At 65.8% G+C, this 17,354-nt stretch carries 18 protein-coding genes; 5 read left to right on the top strand and 13 right to left on the bottom strand.

Annotated features, from left to right (window positions below):
• Positions 1-13: 13 nt before the first annotated feature.
• The 6 genes from rodA to V0R59_RS02725 are packed head-to-tail and all read right to left on the bottom strand — an operon-like array spanning position 14 to position 5,947.
• Positions 14-1,117, bottom strand: coding sequence for a rod shape-determining protein RodA (rodA, locus tag V0R59_RS02750; RefSeq protein WP_042123811.1), 1,104 nt, complete (start codon positions 1,115-1,117; stop codon positions 14-16).
• Positions 1,118-1,155: 38 nt separating this feature from the next.
• A complete protein-coding gene (mrdA, locus tag V0R59_RS02745) occupies positions 1,156-3,051 on the bottom strand; it encodes a penicillin-binding protein 2 (RefSeq protein ID WP_330073170.1) in 1,896 nt (631 codons plus the stop codon).
• A gap of 17 nt (positions 3,052-3,068) precedes the next feature.
• A complete protein-coding gene (rlmH, locus tag V0R59_RS02740; RefSeq protein ID WP_042123718.1) occupies positions 3,069-3,536 on the bottom strand; it encodes a 23S rRNA (pseudouridine(1915)-N(3))-methyltransferase RlmH in 468 nt (155 codons plus the stop codon).
• A 10-nt stretch (positions 3,537-3,546) separates the two neighbouring features.
• Positions 3,547-3,969, bottom strand: a complete 423-nt coding sequence (rsfS, locus tag V0R59_RS02735; RefSeq protein ID WP_330073171.1) for a ribosome silencing factor — start codon at positions 3,967-3,969, stop codon at positions 3,547-3,549.
• A gap of 51 nt (positions 3,970-4,020) precedes the next feature.
• Positions 4,021-4,674: a nicotinate-nucleotide adenylyltransferase gene (nadD, locus tag V0R59_RS02730; RefSeq protein ID WP_330073172.1), complete on the bottom strand. Its 654-nt coding sequence runs from the start codon at positions 4,672-4,674 to the stop codon at positions 4,021-4,023.
• 1 nt (position 4,675) lies between these two features.
• Entirely contained in the window at positions 4,676-5,947 is a 1,272-nt protein-coding gene (locus tag V0R59_RS02725) for a glutamate-5-semialdehyde dehydrogenase (RefSeq protein ID WP_330073173.1), read from the bottom strand.
• Between the two features lie 165 nt (positions 5,948-6,112).
• On the opposite strand from V0R59_RS02725, the gene V0R59_RS02720 reads away from it, so the two are divergent.
• Together V0R59_RS02720 and V0R59_RS02715 are read left to right on the top strand one after the other, a co-directional pair.
• Positions 6,113-6,805 carry a DNA-3-methyladenine glycosylase gene (locus V0R59_RS02720; RefSeq protein WP_330073174.1) on the top strand — a complete coding sequence of 231 codons (693 nt, stop codon included), beginning with the start codon at positions 6,113-6,115 and terminating at the stop codon, positions 6,803-6,805.
• Positions 6,806-6,809: 4 nt separating this feature from the next.
• Positions 6,810-8,126: a bifunctional DedA family/phosphatase PAP2 family protein gene (locus V0R59_RS02715; RefSeq protein WP_330073175.1), complete on the top strand. Its 1,317-nt coding sequence runs from the start codon at positions 6,810-6,812 to the stop codon at positions 8,124-8,126.
• A 3-nt stretch (positions 8,127-8,129) separates the two neighbouring features.
• On the opposite strand, the gene V0R59_RS02710 is transcribed toward V0R59_RS02715, so the two are convergent.
• Genes V0R59_RS02710 through V0R59_RS02700 form a run of 3 tightly spaced genes read right to left on the bottom strand, consistent with a single transcriptional unit; the run spans position 8,130 to position 9,805 of the window.
• Positions 8,130-8,720, bottom strand: coding sequence for an LON peptidase substrate-binding domain-containing protein (locus tag V0R59_RS02710; RefSeq protein WP_330073176.1), 591 nt, complete (start codon positions 8,718-8,720; stop codon positions 8,130-8,132).
• Positions 8,721-8,729: 9 nt separating this feature from the next.
• Positions 8,730-9,446, bottom strand: a complete 717-nt coding sequence (locus tag V0R59_RS02705; RefSeq protein WP_330073177.1) for an LrgB family protein — start codon at positions 9,444-9,446, stop codon at positions 8,730-8,732.
• Positions 9,443-9,805 carry a CidA/LrgA family protein gene (locus V0R59_RS02700; protein ID WP_330073178.1) on the bottom strand — a complete coding sequence of 121 codons (363 nt, stop codon included), beginning with the start codon at positions 9,803-9,805 and terminating at the stop codon, positions 9,443-9,445. Before V0R59_RS02700 ends, V0R59_RS02705 begins: the two co-directional genes overlap by 4 nt.
• 171 nt (positions 9,806-9,976) lie before the next feature.
• On the opposite strand from V0R59_RS02700, the gene V0R59_RS02695 reads away from it, so the two are divergent.
• The 3 genes from V0R59_RS02695 to V0R59_RS02685 all read left to right on the top strand — a co-directional run bounded on the left by V0R59_RS02695 (position 9,977) and on the right by V0R59_RS02685 (position 12,912).
• Positions 9,977-10,432: a MaoC family dehydratase gene (locus tag V0R59_RS02695; RefSeq protein WP_330073179.1), complete on the top strand. Its 456-nt coding sequence runs from the start codon at positions 9,977-9,979 to the stop codon at positions 10,430-10,432.
• An 89-nt stretch (positions 10,433-10,521) separates the two neighbouring features.
• The gene (locus V0R59_RS02690; protein ID WP_330073180.1) at positions 10,522-12,243 is read left to right on the top strand and encodes a C13 family peptidase; all 1,722 of its coding nucleotides are present in this window, start codon (positions 10,522-10,524) and stop codon (positions 12,241-12,243) included.
• Positions 12,244-12,270: 27 nt separating this feature from the next.
• Positions 12,271-12,912, top strand: coding sequence for an oxidoreductase (locus V0R59_RS02685; protein ID WP_330073181.1), 642 nt, complete (start codon positions 12,271-12,273; stop codon positions 12,910-12,912).
• Between the two features lie 100 nt (positions 12,913-13,012).
• Here V0R59_RS02685 and V0R59_RS02680 read toward each other — a convergent pair whose 3' ends face one another.
• The 4 genes from V0R59_RS02680 to V0R59_RS02665 all read right to left on the bottom strand — a co-directional run bounded on the left by V0R59_RS02680 (position 13,013) and on the right by V0R59_RS02665 (position 17,270).
• Positions 13,013-13,303 carry a YceK/YidQ family lipoprotein gene (locus V0R59_RS02680; RefSeq protein WP_330073182.1) on the bottom strand — a complete coding sequence of 97 codons (291 nt, stop codon included), beginning with the start codon at positions 13,301-13,303 and terminating at the stop codon, positions 13,013-13,015.
• Positions 13,300-13,929: a flavin prenyltransferase UbiX gene (gene ubiX, locus V0R59_RS02675; protein WP_330073183.1), complete on the bottom strand. Its 630-nt coding sequence runs from the start codon at positions 13,927-13,929 to the stop codon at positions 13,300-13,302. The genes V0R59_RS02680 and ubiX overlap by 4 nt, the downstream gene beginning before the upstream one ends.
• Positions 13,926-15,278 carry a UDP-N-acetylmuramate:L-alanyl-gamma-D-glutamyl-meso-diaminopimelate ligase gene (mpl, locus tag V0R59_RS02670; protein ID WP_330073184.1) on the bottom strand — a complete coding sequence of 451 codons (1,353 nt, stop codon included), beginning with the start codon at positions 15,276-15,278 and terminating at the stop codon, positions 13,926-13,928. The genes ubiX and mpl overlap by 4 nt, the downstream gene beginning before the upstream one ends.
• Positions 15,279-15,344: 66 nt before the next feature.
• On the bottom strand, positions 15,345-17,270 hold the full coding sequence (locus V0R59_RS02665) for a sigma-54-dependent Fis family transcriptional regulator (RefSeq protein ID WP_330073185.1): 1,926 nt from the start codon (positions 17,268-17,270) through the stop codon (positions 15,345-15,347).
• Positions 17,271-17,354 lie beyond the last annotated feature (84 nt).

The following is a 17,354-nucleotide window of genomic DNA, read 5'->3' as shown; positions in this document are numbered from 1 at the left end:
TAATTCACCTTGCTCAAACCTGCGCGATCCATTTGCGGTGGGTATGGATCGACATGAGAACGCCAAACGCTGACAACAGCGTGACCAGCGAAGTTCCACCATAACTAATGAAGGGCAGCGGCACGCCCACCACGGGCAACAGCCCGCTGACCATGCCGATATTGACGAAGACGTAGACGAAGAAGGTCATGGTCAGGCTGCCGGCCAGCAGCTTGCCGAAAAGGGTCTGGGCCTGGGCGGTGATCACCAGGCCGCGGCCGATCAGCAGCAGGTAGATCAGCAGCAGGGCGCAGATACCCACCAGACCGAATTCTTCGCCGAGCACGGCGATGATGAAGTCGGTGTGGCTTTCCGGGAGGAAGTCCAGGTGCGATTGGGTGCCCAGCAGCCAGCCCTTGCCGAACACGCCGCCGGAGCCGATCGCCGCCTTCGACTGGATGATGTTCCAGCCGGTGCCCAACGGGTCGCTTTCCGGGTCGAGGAAGGTCAGTACCCGCTGCTTCTGGTAGTCGTGCATGACGAAGAACCACATCGCCACCGCCACCGGGACCGCTGCAGCGATCACGCTGAGGATCCAGCGCCAGCGCAGGCCGCCCATGAACAGGACGAAGGCACCGGAGGCGAGGATCAGCAGCGCGGTGCCCAGGTCCGGCTGGCGGACGATGAGGATGAACGGCATGCCGATCAGGATCAGGCTGATCATCACGTGCTTGAGATGCGGCGGCAGGGTGCGCTTGGACAGGTACCAGGCGATGGTCGCCGGCATGATGATCTTGAGGAATTCCGAGGGCTGGAAGCGGATCACCCCGGGAATGTTGATCCAGCGCGTCGCGCCCATGGCGTTGTGGCCCATGATGTCCACCACCACCAGCAGCATCACCCCGACCACGTAGGCCAGCGGCACCCAACGCGCCATGAAGCGCGGTTCCAGCTGGGCGATGACGAACATCGAGACAAGGCCGATGCCGAACGACGAGGCCTGCTTGAGCAGCAGGTCCCAGTTCTTGCCACTGGCCGAATAGAGAACGAACAGGCTGCCGGCCGCCAGGGTCAGCAGGAGGATCAGCAGGGGGCCGTCGATATGGATGCGCTGCAGGAAGCTGGCGCGGCGGCGCATCACGTCCTCGCTGGACAGCATGCGGTCGAAATTACTCTTCACTGGACCGATTCCTGGGCAACGGTGTCAACGGGGGCAGGGTTTTCGGACTTGAGGTGACCATTTTCGTCGAGCAGCCAGGCGTCCATCACCTGGCGCAGCACCGGCGCGGCGACCCCGGAGCCGGACTCGCCGTTCTCCACCATCACCGAAATCACGATGCGTGGGTCTTCGGCCGGGGCGAAGCCGACGAACAGGGCGTGGTCGCGGTGGCGCTCCTGGACCTTGTTGCGGTCGTACTTCTCCCCCTGCTTGATCGCCACGACCTGGGCCGTGCCGCTCTTGCCGGCGATGCGGTACTGGGCGCCGATGGCAGCCTTGCGCGCGGTGCCGCGGGCACCCTGCATCACCTGCTCCATGCCGTGGGTGACCTTGGCCCAGTCGGACTTGTCGCGCAAGACGATGTCTTCCATCGGGTTCGGGTCAACCGGTGGCTGGCCCTCGATGGTCTTGGCCAGGTGCGGACGGTTCCACTTGCCCTTGGCGGCGATCAGCGCGGTGGCCTGGGCCAGTTGCAGCGGCGTGGCCTGCATGTAGCCCTGGCCGATCCCGAGGATCAGGGTCTCGCCCGGGAACCAGGCCTGGCGCCGGGTGGCACGCTTCCACTCGCGGGACGGCATCAGGCCGGGCGATTCCTCGAACATGTCGAGGGCAACCTTCTGCCCGATGCCGAAGCGATTCATGTAGCTGGACAGGCGGTCGATGCCCATCTTGTGCGCGAGGTCGTAGAAGTAGGTGTCGTTGGACCGCATGATCGCCGTGTCGAGGTCGACCCAGCCGTCACCGGTGCGGTTCCAGTTGCGGTACTTGTGGTCGTAGTTGGGCAGCTGGTAGTAGCCCGGGTCGAACACCCGCGTCGAGGCGTTCACCACCTGGGAATCCAGACCAGCGATGGCCACCGCCGGCTTGATGGTCGAACCCGGCGGATACAGGCCGCGCAGGACGCGGTTGAACAGCGGGCGGTCGATGGAATCACGCAGCTCGGCATAGGCCTTGAAGCTGATGCCGGTGACGAACAGGTTGGGGTCGAAACTCGGCTGGCTGACCATCGCCAGGACTTCGCCGGTGCGCGGGTCGAGGGCGACGATGGCGCCACGACGCCCGCCCAGAGCCTGCTCGGCGGCTTCCTGCAGCTTGATGTCGAGGCTCAGGACGATGTCCTTGCCGGGAATCGGATCAGTGCGTTTCAGTACCCGCAGCACGCGGCCGCGGGCGTTGGTCTCGACTTCCTCGTAGCCCACCTGGCCGTGCAGCTCGGGCTCGTAGAAGCGCTCGATGCCGGTCTTGCCGATATGGTGGGTGCCGCTGTAGTTGACCGGATCGAGGGTCTTCAGCTCTTTCTCGTTGATCCGTCCGACATAGCCGACCGAATGAGCGAAATGAGGCCCCTGTGGATAATGCCGCACCAACTGCGCCACCACCTCCACCCCGGGCAGGCGGAACTGGTTCACCGCGATCCGGGCGATCTGTTCTTCGGTCAGCTCGAACAGGATCGGCACCGGCTCGAACGGCCGGCGCCCCTGCTTCATGCGTTTCTCGAACAGCGCGCGGTCATCCGGGGTCAGCTCCAGCACCTCGACGATCACGTCGAGCACCTGCTGCCAGTCGCCGGAGCGCTCGCGGGTCATGCTCAGGCTGAAGCTGGGCCGGTTGTCGGCGATGATCACGCCGTTGCGGTCGAAGATCAGGCCACGGGTCGGCGGAATCGGCTGCACGTGCACCCGGTTGTTCTCCGACAGCGTGGAGTGATAGTCGTACTGGATCACCTGCAGGTAGTACAGGCGGGCGATCAGCACGCAGATCAGCAGGAGGATCGCCACTGCACCGACCACGACGCGGCTACGCACCAGGCGGGCGTCTTTCTCGTGGTCCTTGAGGCGGATCGGCTGCGACATTGAAAGGGCTTACAGGCTTATTTGTGGTAAGGGTGCCCGGACAACACGGTCCAGGCGCGATAAATCTGTTCGCCGATCAGTATCCGTACCAGGGGGTGCGGCAGGGTCAGCGGCGACAGCGACCAGCGCTGCTCGCTGCGCGCGCACACCTCTGGCGCCAGCCCTTCCGGGCCGCCGACCATGAGGTTGACGGTGCGCGAATCCAGTCGCCAGCGGTCCAGTTCGACCGCCAGTTGCTCGGTGCTCCAGGGCTTGCCATGGACCTCCAGGGTAACGATCCGTTCCCCTGGCTGGACCTTCGCCAGCATGGCCTCGCCCTCCTGGCGGATCAGGCGGGCGACATCGGCGTTCTTGCCCCGGGTGTTGAGCGGGATTTCCACCAGTTCCAGGGACAGCTCCGCAGGAAGGCGCTTGGCATATTCATGCCAGCCTTCCTCGACCCACTTGGGCATGCGCGAGCCGACCGCGATCAGACGCAGACGCACGACGCTACCCTCAGTCCATGTCCTTGTTGAGCTTGGCAAAATGCTCGTGGGTGTTTTCCGGGCTGTGGTGCTTGCCATCGGCGGCACGGCTCTGCTCGGCACCCAGCCACAGGCGCTCCAGGTCGTAGAACTGGCGGGCAGCGGCGGTCATCATGTGCACGATGACATCGTTCAGGTCGAGCAGGACCCAGTCGCTGTCGCCCTTGCCTTCCTCGCCCAGTGGCATCACGCCCTTCTGCTTGACGAGCTCGCGGACCTTCTCGGCCATCGCGTTGATCTGCCGGTTGGAAGTACCGGTGGCGATGATCATGTAGTCGGTCAGGCTGTGCTTGTCGCGCACGTCGATGACCTGGATGTCCTGGGCCTTGACTTCTTCCAGGGCCGACTTGGCCAGCTGGACCAGCTCTTCGCCGGTGATGTTTTGCTTGGTCATAAGAAACTCGTTTCAACTCATTGAAAGCGGCGCCCGTGGGCACCTGCCGTTCTACGCACGATAGAGACCGTGCGTCTCGATATAGGCCAGTACTGCGTCCGGCACCAGGAACCGCACCGACTTGCCGCTGGCCAGCAGCTGCCGGATCTGCGTGGCGGACACCGAAAGCGGCGTCTGCCACACGAACGAAATGTTCCCCGCCGGGCCGGACATGGCGGTGGGATCGCTCTCCGAGCGCGCAGCCAGCAGGTTGCGCAGCTCGTCTGGGGGTTCGACATCGGCATCCGGGCGTTGCAGCACCAGGATGTGACAGTGTTTCAGCAACTCTTCCCAGCGATGCCAGCCGGGCAACCCGCAGAAGGCATCCCAGCCCATCAGCAGGAACAACTGGTCGCTGGCGCCCAGTTCGGCGCGCAGCGACTCCAGGGTGTCGATGGTGTACGACGGCTTGTCGCGGGCCAGCTCGCGGTCATCCACGCTTAGCCGTTCGACGCCATCCACCGCGCAGCGGACCATGGCCAGGCGATCCATTGCCGCCACCTGCGGGGTATCGCGGTGTGGCGGGCGGGCGTTGGGCAGCAGGCGCAGCTCGTCGAGCCCCATGAATTCGGACACCTCCAGCGCACTGCGCAGGTGGCCGATGTGCACGGGGTCGAACGTGCCGCCAAGAATGCCGATCCGCCGGATCGCCGGGGCCTTGCTCAACTCAGCAGGACTCCTGTCCACGCAGCTGGCCGTCGCCGACGACCACGTACTTCTCGCAGGTCAGGCCTTCCAGCCCAACCGGGCCGCGGGCATGCAGCTTGTCGGTGGAAATGCCGATCTCCGCGCCCAGACCATACTCGAAGCCATCGGCGAAGCAGGTCGGGGTGTTGATCATCACCGACGCCGAGTCCACTTCGGCGACGAAGCGCCGGGCCAGGCCCTGGTGCTCGGTGACGATGGAATCGGTGTGGTGCGAACCGTAGTGGTTGATGTGCTCGATCGCCGCGTCGACGCCGTCGACGATGCGGATCGAGAGAATCGCCGCTAGATACTCGGTGTGCCAGTCGTCCTCGGTCGCCGGGGCGGCCTCGATGACCAGGCGGGTACGCTCGCAGCCACGCAGTTCGACGCCTTTTTCCCGGAATTGGCGGGCCATTTCCGGAAGGAACTCGGCGGCGACGCTGGAATCCACCAGCAGGGTCTCCATGGCGCCGCAGATGCCGTAGCGGTAGGTCTTGGCGTTGAAGGCGATACGGCGGGCCTTGTCCAGCTCGGCGTGTTCGCCGACGTAGACGTGGCAGATGCCATCGAGGTGCTTGATCACCGGAACCCGCGCGTCGCGGCTGATGCGCTCGATCAGGCCCTTGCCGCCGCGCGGCACGATGACGTCGACGAACTCCGGCATGCTGATCAGCGCGCCCACGGCCTCGCGATCGGTGACTTCCACGACCTGCACCACCGCAGCCGGCAAACCGGCTGCCGCCAGGCCACGCTGGATGCAGGTGGCGATGGCGCGGTTGGAATGGATCGCCTCGGAACCACCGCGCAGGATGGTGGCGTTGCCCGACTTCAGGCACAGGCTGGCTGCATCGATGGTCACGTTCGGCCGCGACTCGTAGATGATCCCGATCACGCCCAGTGGCACGCGCATCTTGCCGACCTGGATGCCCGATGGCCGATAGCTCATGTCGCGGATCGCGCCCACCGGGTCCGGGAGACTGGCGACCTGGCGCAGGCCGACGATCATGCCGTCGATGCGGGCCGGGGTCAGGGCCAGGCGATCGAGCATGGCCGGTTCCAGGCCGTTGGCCCGGCCGGCGGCCAGGTCCAGCTCGTTGGCGGCGGACAGTTCGGCGCGGGCAGCGTCCAGGGCGTCGGCGGCGGCGTGCAGCGCGCGGTTCTTCTGCGCGGTGCTGGCACGGCCAATGACGCGGGACGCCTCGCGGGCGGCGCGACCCAGGCGGGTCATGTAGTCAAGAACGGACTCAGTCATGGGGCTCAGTGTCTTGGCGGAGGGGAAAATCGGATGAGTATAACTGTCATGGGGTTGTACGCCCAGCGGTGACAGTCGGGCGGTAAGCAGCAGCGACACCGTTCAGCTTTGGTAAAGGAAGAAATTGCTATCATCCGGGCTTCATTTCCCCATTCCAGAACCCCGATGCCGCAACCCGCCCCCTGCCCTGCCCGGGCCTTGCCCCACGCCTTCTTCGACCGCGACGCCCAGGTCCTGGCCAGGGACCTGCTGGGCAAGATCATCCGCCATCGCCACGGCCCCTACTGGCTGTCCGCGCGGATCATCGAGACCGAGGCCTACTACCTCGACGAGAAAGGCAGCCATGCCTCCCTTGGTTACACCGAGAAACGAAAAGCCTTGTTCCTCGATGGCGGGCATATCTACATGTATTACGCCCGTGGTGGCGATTCGCTGAACTTCAGCGCCCAAGGGCCGGGCAACGCCGTGCTGATCAAGTCCGGGTACCCCTGGGTGGATGCCGTCTCGAACAGCAATAGCCTGGCACAAATGCAGCTGAACAACCCCGACGCCAGCGGCCAGCCCCGCCCGCCGGAGCGCCTGTGCGCCGGACAGACCCTGCTGTGCAAGGCCCTGGGCCTGAAAGTGCCGGACTGGGACGCAAGACGCTTCGATGCGGAGCAACTGTTCGTCGAGGACTGCGGAATCATGGTGCAACACATTATCCAGACCAGCCGGCTGGGCATTCCCAAGGGCCGCGACGAACATCTGCCGCTGCGCTTCGTAGACGCCGAATACGCCCGCCACTGCACGCGGAACCCGCTGCGCCGTGGCCAGGTCGAAGGGCGCGACTTCACTGTTCTGACACAAGGAAACTGACACCATGGGCCCATGGCTCGACAGCCTGACCGGCTGGCTGACCGCAAACCCGCAATGGCTGGGGTTGGCGATCTTTCTGGTGGCCTGCGTGGAATGCCTGGCCATCGCCGGGATCATCGTCCCCGGCACCGTGCTCCTGTTCGCCGTCGCCGTGCTGGCTGGCAGCGGCGCGCTGTCGCTGCACGAAACCCTGCTGCTGGGCTTTCTTGGCGGGATTCTCGGCGATGCGATTTCCTACACCTTGGGCCGTCGTTTCCACCAGAACATCCGGCGCCTGCCGCTGCTGCGCCATCACCCGGAGTGGATCGGCAGCGCGGAAACCTACTTCCAGCGCTACGGCATCGCCAGCCTGCTGGTCGGCCGCTTCATCGGCCCGCTGCGGCCAATGCTGCCGATGGTCGCCGGCATGTTCGACATGCCGCTGCCGCGCTTCATCGCTGTCAGCCTGATCGCCGGTGCCGGCTGGTCGGTGGCCTACCTGCTGCCCGGCTGGGCCACCGGCGCGGCCATGCGCCTGCCGCTGCCGGAAGGCTTCTGGCCGCAGGCCGGGACAGTCGCAGCGTGCCTGGCGGTGCTGGTGGGCCTGAGCATCAGCTGTGCCCTGCGCAACCAGCACCGCGGCACCCGCCTGATCGGCGCGGTGAGCCTGGTCATGCTGGCAGCAATCTTCATCGGCTGGCCCTACCTCAGCCAGTTCGACCAGGGCCTGATGACCCTGATCCAGGAACACCGCAGCACCTGGCTGGACGGCACCATGGTGCTGATCACCCGCATGGGTGATTTCCGTACCCAGTTCATCGCGGCAGCCGTGCTGGTGCTCCTGCTGCTGCTTGCACGACAGTGGCGCCCGGCGTTTTTCGCCGCCGCCACCCTGGGCGGCACCGCGCTGGGCAATGCAACGCTGAAGGCATTCTTCGCCCGCGCTCGCCCGGAAGTACTGACCGATCCCCTGACCACCTACAGCATGCCCAGCGGCCACAGCTCGGCGTCGTTCGCCTTCTTCCTGACCCTGGCGGTACTGGCCGGTCGTGGCCAGCCCCCGCGCATGCGCCTGACCTGGATTCTGCTCGGCTGCCTGCCGGCCCTGGCGATCGCGACCTCGCGGGTCTACCTCGGCGCGCACTGGCCGACCGACATCCTCGCCGGCGGCCTGCTGGCCTGCTGCGTCTGCGCGGTGAGCCTGAGCGTGATCCAGTACCGCGAGCCCCTGACCGCCATGCCGCTGCGGGTCTGGTGGCTGGTCCTGCCGGCCTGCGTCGGCGTGCTGGGCTTCTTCGCCCTGCACGCGCTGCCCCACGCCCTGCTGCGTTATCAGTACTGAGGTTCAGGCGAAGAGTTCGCCCTGGATACGGTCGAGCAGCGCCTGGATTGCCACCAGGCGCTGGGTGGGAGAATCGATGGCCAGCAGCTTGAGTTTGTCCTGGTCATCGAACGGCAGCAGGTAGGCCAGCTGGTTGGCCAGGGACTGCTTGCCAGTCACCCGGCTGGCCATGTCCAGGCCGGACACCATCGGGTGCTCGGCCAGGGCCAGCAACAGCGCCAGCAGGTCGTCGTCCTCTTCGTCGAGGGGCTGGTCGGCCTGCTCGTCGAGCCAGCGCACGTCGGCCACCAGCAGGTTGTCCTTGCGCACCTCGAATTCGTCGACCATGAAGCGCCGCTCACCCTTCACGCGAATCCCCAGCAGGCCGTTGTCCTGCTGCTGGAAATCCTCGATCAGCGCCTGGCAGCCGATGCCGGCGAAGGACTCGGGAGCCTTGCCGACCTGCTCGCCCTCGATGATGCAGACCACGCCAAAGCCGCCGCCCTGCTTCATGCAGCGGCCGATCATGTCCAGGTAACGCGCCTCGAAGATCTGCAAATCCAGGTTGCAGCCGGGAAACAGCACGGTGTTCAGGGTGAACAGGGGCAAACTCATTGCAGCTCCTCAGGCAACCAGGCTGACCGCCAGCGGCAGGAACACCGCCGTCGCCACACCCATCAGGCTCATGGCCAGGGCCGCGAAAGCCCCGCACTCTTCACTTTCCTGCAAGGCCACCGATGTTCCCACCGCGTGGGCGGTCAGGCCCAGCGCCATCCCGCGTGCCTCGGGGCTGCGCACGCCGAGGCGGGTGAGCAGCGCCGGGCCGAAGATCGCGCCGATCACCCCGGTGATCAGCACGAACACCGCGGCCAGGGCCGCCACGCCGCCGATCTGCTCGGCCACCAGCATGGCGATCGGCGAGGTCACCGACTTCGGCGCCAGGGTCATCAGGATCATGTGCTCGGCACCGAACCACCAACCCAGCAGCAGGCAGATGCCGGTGGCGAACACGCCTCCGATTACCAGCGTAGTAAATGTCGGCCAGAACAGTTGGCGGATGCGCCGCAGGTTGAGATAGAGCGGCACGGCCAGGGCCACGGTGGCCGGGCCGAGGAGGATGTTCATGATCTCCGTGCTCTTGCGGTACTCGGCGTAGGTCAGCCCGCAGCCGAGCAGGATGCCGACCACCACGAGCATCGACACCAGCACCGGCTGGAGGAAGATCCAGCGGGTCTTTTCGTAGGCGGCGATGACGATCTGGTACGCCGCCAGGGTAATGCCGATGCCGAACAGCGGATGGTGGATCACCGCCTGGGTCGCGCCATGCCAGTCGAGCATCATGGCTGCTCCTTGTGGTGCTTGCCGCGGTTGATCATCTTCTGCATCAGCACGCCGCAGAAAGCCATGGCCAAAACCAGCGACAGCACCAGGGCGCCGACGATGGCCCAGAAGTCGGCGACGATATCGGCGGCATAGACCATCACCCCGACCGCAGGCGGCACCAGCAGCAACGGCAGGTAGCGCAGCAGGCTGGCCGACGCCTCGCTCAACGGCGCACCCACCTCGCCCCTCAGCATGAGGAACACCAGCAACAACACCAGGCCGATGATCGGGCCGGGCAGAATGGGCACCGCCAGGTGATTGATCGCCGTTCCGAGCAACTGGAACAGCACGAGCCACGTCAAACCGCGCAACAACATCGCAAACCTCCCCTCGAACCTGGCGGCCATTATAAGCACGCTATCGAGTGCCCTATACCCCGACATTCGCCCAGACCATGGGGGCTTGACCGAGCCATCAGCGCGTGCTGATCTTAAGCATTCGTATCTTCGTTGGTCACAAAAAACTCAAAGACAGTCAGGAGAGTCGCGATGCCCTATGTACCCGTTGCAGAGCTGCCGCAGTACGTTGGAAAGGAACTTGGACGTTCCGAATGGCTGAAGATCGATCAAGAACGCATCAACCTGTTCGCCGAGGCCACCGGCGACTTCCAGTTCATCCACGTGGACCCGGCAAAGGCGGCAAAAACGCCATTTGGCAGCACCATCGCCCACGGTTTCCTCACCCTTTCCCTGATTCCCAAACTAATGGAGGACATCCTGGTCCTGCCCCAGGGGTTGAAGATGGTGGTCAACTACGGCCTGGACAGCGTGCGCTTCATCCAGCCGGTAAAGGTCGACTCACGGGTGCGCCTGGCGGTCAGCCTGACCGAGGTCACCGAGAAGAAACCCGGCCAGTGGCTGCTCAAGGCCACCGCCACCCTGGAAATCGAGGGTGAGGACAAGCCGGCGTACATCGCCGAACCCCTGTCCCTGGCCTTCGTCTGATCCCCGCTTGACCGAAACGGCCTACGGGCCGTTTCACCCTCACCTAGGTTGTACGGCATACTCGGGGCTTCAACCGTCCGGACCCCGCCATGCGCCCACTCGCTCCATTTGCCCTGGTTCTCCTGCTCGCCGCCTGTGGTGACGGAGAATCGCTTTCGCCCCCCGATGCCCGCCTGCCCGATGGCGGCCGCTACCGGGGCGAGGTGGTGGATGGACTGCTGCAGGGCGAGGGACGCATCGACTACCCCAACGGCAGCTGGTATGCCGGCCATTTCAAGGACGGCCAGTGGGATGGCCAGGGCGAATGGCACGGCAGCAACGGCGAGGTCTACAGCGGCCAGTTCCAGCAGGGCCTGTTCCACGGCCAGGGCAAGCTGACCACCGCCAACAGCAGCTACAGCGGCGGTTTCAAGTTGGGCCGGCGCGACGGCGAAGGCATCCTGCGCGACGGCGGCGGCCACTACCGCGGCCAGTTCAAGGACGACCAGTACAGCGGCGCCGGGCAACTGGTGCTGGCCGATGGCAGCCAATACCAGGGCCAGTTTGCCAAGGGCAAGCCAAATGGCGAAGGCGTGCGCAGCGATACCAGCGGCAACCAGTTCAGCGGCAAGTTCGTCGACGGCGAACTGAACGGCACCGGCACCTTCAGCAGCGCCGAGGGCGACCAGTACATCGGCGAGTTCAAGGCCAATCACCTGGAAGGTCGCGGTCGCTATGAAAACGCCGACGGCGACGTCTGGATCGGCGAATTCAAGGACGGCTCGCTGACCGGCCCGGGAGAGTTGTTCGCCGTGGATGGCAGCCACTACAAGGGCGGCTTCCGCGAATGGCGCTTCGCCGGCAAGGGCCGCCTGCAACTGGCGGACGGCAGCGTCTACACCGGCGGCTTCGACAACGACGCCTACCAGGGCAGCGGACGCCTGGTGCTGGCCGATGGCAAGGTCGAGGCCGGGCGCTGGATCAACGGCCTGCGAGTACGTGACGACCAGGGCCACCTGCTCCCGGACCCGCTGGAAGAAGCGCTGCTCAACCAGGGCGCGCTGCTGGAACGGGAACTGGCCAAGGTCCCCGCCTCCAGTCCCGAGATCGAGCTGTACAGCCTGGCCCTGGCCGGCGACGGCAACCAGAGCGTGTTCCTGCGCGAAGCCGACTATGTCAGCGCGATGCTCAAGACCCGCTTCGGCGCCATTGGCCAGGTCACCCTGGTCAACCACCGCGACCACCTCGCCGACCGCACCATGGCCACCCGCGAGAACCTCGCCCGCGCTGCCCGGCGCCTGGCCGAGCGCAGCGGCCCGGAAGACCTGGTGTTCATCTACCTGACCAGCCACGGCAGCCACGAACACGAACTGGTGCTGGACCAGCCGCGCCTGCAACTGGCCGACCTGCCCGCCGACGAACTGGCTGCCGCCCTCGCCCCGCTCAAGGAGCGCGACAAGGTAATCGTCATCTCGGCCTGCTATTCCGGTGGCTACATCGACGCGCTCAAGGACGAACGCACCCTGGTCATGACCGCTTCGCGGGCCGACCGTGTGTCCTTCGGCTGTTCCGAGGAAGCCGACTTCACCTATTTCGGCGATGCCCTGTTCGCCCAGGCACTGAACCAGACCGACGACCTGCAACAAGCGTTCGAACTCGCCCGCGCCCATGTGGCCCAACGGGAACAGGCCGAGGACTTCGAGGCCTCCGAACCGCAGATCTGGGCACCGAAGGGCGTGCTGGCGCATTGGCAGAAACTGCGCCAGCAACAGGCCAGGAAAGCCCTGCACAGCACCGCTGCGCTTGAGGAAAAAAGCGCCACCAGCCACTAAGCTGATGTGTATCAAGGGAGAAACAATATGTACTTGACGCCGCAGCACATTCTGCTTGCCGGAGCTACCGGCCTCACTGGCGAACACCTGCTCGACCGCCTGCTCAGCGAGCCGACCATCAGCCGTGTGCTCGCCCCTACCCGCCGGCCATTGGCGGAGCATCCGCACCTGGAAAACCCGGTGGGCGATCCGGCGGTATTTCTCCCGCAACTGAGCGGACGGGTGGATATCGCGTTCTGCTGCCTGGGCACCACGATCAAGCAGGCGGGCTCGGAAAATGCGTTCCGCGCCGTGGACCTGGACATGGTCGTGGCGTTCAGCAAGCGCGCCCGGGAGATGGGCGCGCGGCACCTGCTGGTGGTCAGTGCAATCGGTGCCGATCCCAAGTCTTCGGTGTTCTACAACCGGGTCAAAGGCGAGATGGAAGAGGCGCTCAAGGCCCAGGACTGGCCACAACTGACCATCGCCCGGCCATCGCTGTTGCTGGGCGAGCGCGCCGAACCGCGCCTGGCGGAGAAGGTGGCGGGTAGCCTGTCGAAGCTGATACCGGGCAAGTACCACGGCATCGAGGCCTGCCAACTGGCCAGGGCGCTGTGGCGGCTGGCGCTGGAGGAGCAGGACGGGATCCGGATCGTCGAGTCCGATGAACTCAGGAAACTGGGGAAATGAGTGGGAGCGGGTTTACCCGCGATGACGTCGGTGGGCTCACTACCGCAATCGCGGCGGTCCGGCGTCCCGGTGAACCCGCTCCCACAGGTTTAGTGCAGGCCTAAAGACCGCCGGAGGCCTGGAAGCCCACCCCGAGCACGGTCAGCACCGACAACGGCAACAACACCGTATCCAGCACCGCACTCCCCGGCAGGTCCAGCGCCGGATAAGCCGGTGCCTGCGCGCCGAAGCGATCCTCCGCACAGCACCCACCTTGCAATGCATACAAGTCCAGGCGCGTCCCGGAGTACACCACCGGCGCCCCCGGCTTGGCCGCATCCAGCGTCCGCACCGTCGCGCAGCCGGTGGTGCACAGCACCACCAGCAAGCCGAACAACAACGCCCGCTTCACTCTTCGCCCCCGAGGTGATGCTCGCCCCAGCGCGGCAGCATGTCCTGGGGAATGTTCAGCAGGTTGAGAATCCGCGCGACCACGAAGTCCACCAGGTCGTCGATGGTCTGCGGCTGGTGATAGAAACCCGGCGCCGCCGGCAGGATCACCGCGCCCATCTGCGACAGCTTGAGCATGTTCTCCAGGTGGATGGTGGAGAACGGCGCCTCCCGCGGCACCAGGATCAATTGCCGACGCTCCTTGAGGGTCACGTCCGCCGCCCGCTCGATCAGGTTGTTGCAGGCCCCGGTGGCGATGGCCGAAAGGGTTCCCGTGGAACAGGGCACCACCACCATCGCCGCCGGCGCGCCGGAGCCCGAGGCCACCGGCGACATCCAGTCTTCCTTGCCATACACCCGGATCTGCCCGGCGCTGGCGCCGGTGTACTCGGTGAGGAACGCCTGCATCGCCTGGGGCTTGGCCGGCAGCACCACGTCGGTCTCGGTGGACATCACCAGTTGCGCCGCCTTGGAGATCAGGAAGTGCACCTCGCGATCTTCCCGCACCAGGCAGTCCAGCAGGCGCAGGCCGTACTGCGCCCCCGACGCGCCGGTCATGGCCAGGGTGATGCGCTCCGGGCCAGTCATCCGCGCAGCGCCTCGGCCAGCTTGCCGTGCAGGCCGCCGAAGCCGCCGTTGCTCATGATCACCACCTGGGTGCCGGGACGCGCCTGGCCCTTGACCCGCTCGATGATGGCTTCAAGGCTGTCCGCCACTACCGCCGGGACAGTGCACTCGGCAGCCGTCGTGGCCAGGTCCCAGCCAAGGTTCGGCGGCGCGTACCAGATCACCTGGTCGGCGTCCTTGACGCTTTCCGGCAGGCCATCGCGGTGGGCACCGAGCTTCATGGAGTTGGAGCGCGGCTCGATCACCGCGATCACCGGCGCCTCGCCGACACGCTTGCGCAGGCCGTCGAGGGTGGTGGCGATGGCCGTCGGGTGGTGGGCAAAGTCGTCGTAGATGGTCACGCCATCCACTTCGGCAACCTTTTCCATGCGCCGCTTGACGCTCTTGAACGCGCTCAGCGCGGCGATGCCCAGCTCCGGCACGACGCCGACATGCCTTGCCGCCGCCAGGGTGGCAAGGGCGTTGGCAACGTTGTGCTGGCCGGTCAGTTCCCACTCGACCGTGCCCTGCACGTCGCCGTCGAAGCTGACTTCGAAGCGCGAACCGTCTTCACTGAGCAGGCGCACCTGCCATTGGCCACCGGCGCCGGTGGTCTGCACCGGGGTCCAGCAGCCCATCTCGATCACGCGCTGGATCGCAGGTTCCGTGGTCGGGTGAATGACCAGGCCTTCGCTCGGGATGGTTCGCACCAGGTGATGGAACTGCCGCTCGATCGCTGCCAGGTCCGGGAAGATGTCCGCGTGATCGAACTCCAGGTTGTTGAGGATCGCGGTACGTGGACGGTAGTGGACGAATTTCGAGCGTTTGTCGAAGAAGGCGCTGTCGTATTCGTCGGCCTCGACCACGAAGAACGGCGTGGCGCCGAGACGCGCCGACACCGAGAAGTTCTGCGGCACGCCGCCGATCAGGAAGCCCGGGCTCATGCCCGCATGTTCGAGGACCCAGGCCAGCATGCTGCTGGTGGTGGTCTTGCCATGGGTGCCGGCCACCGCCAGCACCCAGCGCCCCTGCAGCACATGGTCGGCCAGCCATTGCGGGCCGGAGACGTAGGGCAGGCCCTTGTTCAACACATGTTCCACCGCCGGGTTGCCCCGCGACAGCGCGTTGCCGATCACCACCAGGTCGGGGGCCGGGTCCAGTTGCGCCGGGTCATAGCCCTGGGTCAGCTCGATGCCCTGGGCTTCGAGCTGGGTACTCATGGGCGGGTAGACGTTGGCGTCGGAGCCGGTGACATGGTGGCCGAGCTCCTTGGCCAGCACCGCCAGCGAGCCCATGAAAGTGCCACAGATACCAAGAATATGAATGTGCATGGTCAACCTCGGGAAACGTGCAGGCAGGGTAGCCCAGGGAGGGAAAAATCTCACCCTGCGTTTCGCTCAGGCTCCCCGGGAAAGACCGTGCTTGCGCAGCTTCCGATACAAGGTGTTACGACTCACCCCCAGTTGCGCCGCCACCGCCGTCATGTGCCAGCGCTTCTGTTCCAGCGCGGCCAGCAGCGCCTGGCGTTCAGCGTCGTGCAACGGATGCTGCGGGCTGTCCACAGCCACCAGTGGCTCGGCCGTTACAGGCGGTGCATTGCGGATCAATGCCGGCAGATCGCCCACACCGATGCACCCGTCCTCGCACAGCGCCACCAGGGTGCGCAGCACATTGCGCAGCTGGCGCACATTGCCCGGCCAGTTGAAGTCCAGCAGCCGCCGGCGTGCCGCCGAGTCCAGTTGCACCGCATGCCGGCCGGCTTCATCGGCGAGGATGAAGTCGAGCAACTGGCCCTTGTCGCTGCGCTCGCGCAGGGCCGGCAAGGCGACTTCCAGGCCGTTGAGGCGGTAATAGAGGTCTTCGCGGAAGCTGCCATCCGCGACCCGCTCCAGCAGGTTGCGGTGGGTGGCGCTGATGATGCGCACGTCGACGTCCTGCGGCTCGCCACCGATCGGCACCACCCGGCGCTCCTCCAGCACCCGCAGCAGGCGAGTCTGCAGGGCCAGCGGCATGTCACCGATTTCGTCCAGCAGCAAGGTGCCGCCATCGGCCTGCTGCAGCTTGCCGCGCATGCCTTCCTTGCGCGCGCCGGTGAAACTGCCGCCGCGATAACCGAACAGCTCGCTTTCGATCAGGCTTTCCGGGATCGACGCACAATTGAGGGCGACGAACGGTTTGCTGGCGCGTTGGCTGGCCTGGTGCACGGCCTTGGCGAAGGCTTCCTTGCCGGAGCCGGTCTCGCCGTTGAGCAGCAACGGCACGTCGCGCTCGAACACGCGCAGGGCGCGACGGAAGTCGTTTTGCAGCGCGGGGTCGAGCAGGCAGATTTCCGCGGCTTTCGTCGGTACCGGCGGCGTGACCACCGGGGCGATGGACGGCGCCAGTGCCTTGACCTGGCCGCGCAGGCTGGCGAACAGCAGGCGACCGTCACGGGTGCGCAGTGGCCAGCTGGTACTGGCCAGCGCAGTGGCGCGCCCCAGCAAGTCATCGAGGCGGCAATCGAAGAACGTCTCCACCGGCTGCCCGAGCAAGCCGCCACGAGCGTTGCCGAGCAGGTTCAGCGCGCTCTGGTTGACAGCGCACACGCGCCCTTCGCCATCGAAGGCCAGCAGCCCCTCGCTGAACAGACCGACGGACTCGGCCTGCAGATGGAAGCGCAGCAACCAGTGATGCTCGAAGCAACGGAGGAAATAGCAGCTCTCGATCATCTTCGCCGAGAGGTTGACCAAAGCCATAGTGTGGAACTGGCTCTGCCGCGACACGTCGGCCCGCGCCGAGGACACGTCGAGCACCGCCAGCAGCTCGCCATGGGGATCGAACACCGGACTCGCCGAGCAGGTCAGGCCGGTGTGGCGCCCGCGGAAATGTTCTTCCTGGTGAATGGTCACGGCCTGGCGCTCCACCAGGCAGGTGCCGATGCCGTTGGTGCCCTCCCGCGCCTCGCTCCAGTCGGCGCCCAGCCACAGTCCGGCACGCTCGAAGATGCGCCGTTCGGTAGGCGCGGTGACACAGTTGAGGATCACCCCGCGGGCATCGGTCAGCAGCACCGCATGACCAGCGCCGGAGAGTTGCTGGTGCAGGCTGTTCATCTCGCCATCGGCGATCTGCAGGACCTGCCGCAGGCGCTCGCGGCTTTCCAGCACGCGGTCGTGTTCGAGCACGGTGGGCGCCATGGCCAGGCCGGGGTCGAGGTGGTAGTCCTCCAGGCAGCGCAGCCAGGACCGGGCGATCGACGGATCGCTGCCGGGGCCCTGCAATCCACCCTTGCCCTGGGTGACCGTCAGCACTTGCCGGGCATGCCGGCTCAGATGATTACCCTGCACTTTTTATTGTTCTCCGCGGGTCAGAGAAAACCAGCATCCTCCAGGCGCTGGCGCTTTGCAATGGCGGCTTGACCGCCGGGTCAC

The sequence above is a fragment of the Pseudomonas ulcerans genome (assembly GCF_036324125.1).
GTDB lineage: Bacteria > Pseudomonadota > Gammaproteobacteria > Pseudomonadales > Pseudomonadaceae > Aquipseudomonas > Aquipseudomonas ulcerans.
The sequence above is the reverse complement of the archived record's forward strand: the minus strand, read 5'-3'. Positions and strand labels throughout refer to the sequence as shown.